Raw genomic sequence first — 2316 nt, forward strand, 5'->3', positions numbered from 1 at the left:
CATTTTCATCTTTCAATGTCAACTAAGTTTTTCATTTCGTTTGTCGCTTTCGACGCTGTTGTCATCGACGACTTGTTTTATATTACACCTCTAAGGTACAATCGTCAATACATTTTTATAAAAAAACTTCATTTTTCTAAAATCCTATTTACATATCTCTTCTATAAGAATATATAAGCAACCCATATAATACACTATGGGTTGCTTTCCATCATAAAAACTATTGTTCTTTTGAAGGTACCGAACAGCTTTCATCCGTACAAGACATATCACTTCCACCTTCTGAAGAGAGCTCTTGTAACTTAGGTACAGGATTCTCTTCTTCCCACACTTGCTGAAGTGCACCAACAAAAGTTTCAAGTGGTTGCGCACCTGAAATAGCATACTTTTGATTAATAATAAAATAAGGTACTCCTGAAATTTGATATTGTTGAGCAATCGCTTCATCAACTCTAACATCATTTGCATATGCACTTTTATCATTAATAACCTTTAAAGCTTCTTGTTTATCTAAACTTGAAGCTTCAGCGATAGTAGCAAGCGTATCCACATCACTTAAATTTTTCGATTCAGTGAAATATGCAAAAAGTAGATTCTCCGTAATCTCTTTTTCTTTCCCTTGATCTTTTGCAAATTTCGCAAGGCGATGCGCATCAAAAGTGTTCGTCGGCTTCATCTCATCAAAATTAAAACTTAAGCCCATACTAGCTGCATGATTTCCTAGTTGTATATTATTTCGCTGAGCTTCTTCAATACTAATGCCATACTTTGATGCAAGCACCTCATTAATACTTGTTCCAGAATAGATTGGAGCATTCTGGTCTAATTCAAAACTTTTAAACTCAACTTCAACATCCTTCTTATGTGGAAATTGCTCTAAAGCCATCTCTAATCTACGTTTCCCAATGTAGCAAAATGGACACACAAAATCTGACCATACTTCAATTTTCATAGAAACACCTCATTAACATGTAGTTTTCAATCATTGTAGCACCAGCACTAAGGAATTCAAAAATTTATGCTTCAAGCCTTATATACTACAACCTAAAATAAATTTATAAATAGAAAAACGATAATCAAAAGTATTACCTTCTGATTATCGTATATATAAATATAATTATACTTAAATATATCTTCCCACGAACTTCCATACGGTATTCCAATATGCATTTGAATCTACCTTCTCAGCTTCTCCATGTCCAGCACCTGGAACAATTAATTTCTCTTTTTCTACTTTTGCAGCATTATATACTTCATCTAACATTTCAAAAGGAACAAATGTATCCGCATCCCCGTGAATGAATAGCATCGGTGTTTTACTTTTCGCAACTTGTTTTACAGCTGAAGCTTCTTCTAAATCATATCCAGCTCTTAATTTTGTAACTGTATTAGCCGCATTCATAACAGGAAACTTCGGTAAATGGAATAAATCTTTTAGTTGATAAGTAAATTCACCAACAACAGTTGAGTATCCACAATCTTCAATAATAACTTTCACGTTAGAAGGTAAATCTTCACCTGAAGTCATCATTACAGTTGCCCCTCCCATTGAAACACCAAATAGTGCTATTTCAGCATTGGGGTCTTTCTTTACAATTTGTTGGATCCAAATCAAAATATCTTTACGATCGTGCCAGCCCATCCCTATATAATCACCTTCACTATTTCCATGCCCACGAAGATCTGGCGCTATAACGTTATATCCTTGTTCATAAAAATTCCGGATATATTTCGTCATTTTTGATGCCCTACTATCATATCCATGAACTACAATTGCCCATTTATGACTAGATTGTTCATTCATATATTCATAACCTGTTAATTTCAACTTATCGAAAGAATTTATCTGTAGTGTATTAGGTTTATGATTTGATACAAAGTTCGCATCCTTTTCTTCATTTGTAGCCAACACATCTCCTGATGCATTCACAGTTTCTACTAAGTGAGGGTTATCCTCTAAAAACTCTTTCTCTTGTTTCGCATTCAACGCATAATTATAAAAATAATTCCCGACTAACATATACACAATCGCTAGAAGGACTAAGGCTACTATAGTAATTATACCTATCTTTTTCATGTTATCTCCTTTTAAAAAATTAAATCTTCCTATATTAAAGTACTTCAAAAAACAACTGTACTATTTTAACATACCGATAGATTACTTCCACAAAAATAAAATAAAAAATCTTAAACTACATATCGAAATTGATGAAAGAAATTGAATATAAAAGAATAACTTGAGACTGATAAGAAGTTAGAAGCACAAAAAAGACGAGTCATTCTGACTCGTCTTACAGTTGCTTGGCGACGTCCTAC

Annotated in this window: 2 protein-coding genes; both read right to left on the bottom strand. The window is 33.2% G+C overall.

What is annotated here, in order from left to right:
* Positions 1–220 precede the first annotated feature (220 nt).
* Entirely contained in the window at positions 221–952 is a 732-nt protein-coding gene (locus tag RTP99_RS27805) for a DsbA family oxidoreductase (protein ID WP_046646125.1), read from the bottom strand.
* 171 nt (positions 953–1123) lie between these two features.
* On the bottom strand, positions 1124–2077 hold the full coding sequence (locus tag RTP99_RS27810) for an alpha/beta hydrolase (RefSeq protein ID WP_046646124.1): 954 nt from the start codon (positions 2075–2077) through the stop codon (positions 1124–1126).
* Between the last annotated feature and the right edge of the window lie 239 nt (positions 2078–2316).

Origin of the sequence: Bacillus sp. (in: firmicutes), from assembly GCF_031983925.1 — a bacterium.
In the GTDB taxonomy this organism is placed as follows: Bacteria; Bacillota; Bacilli; order Bacillales; family Bacillaceae_G; genus Bacillus_A; species Bacillus_A pacificus.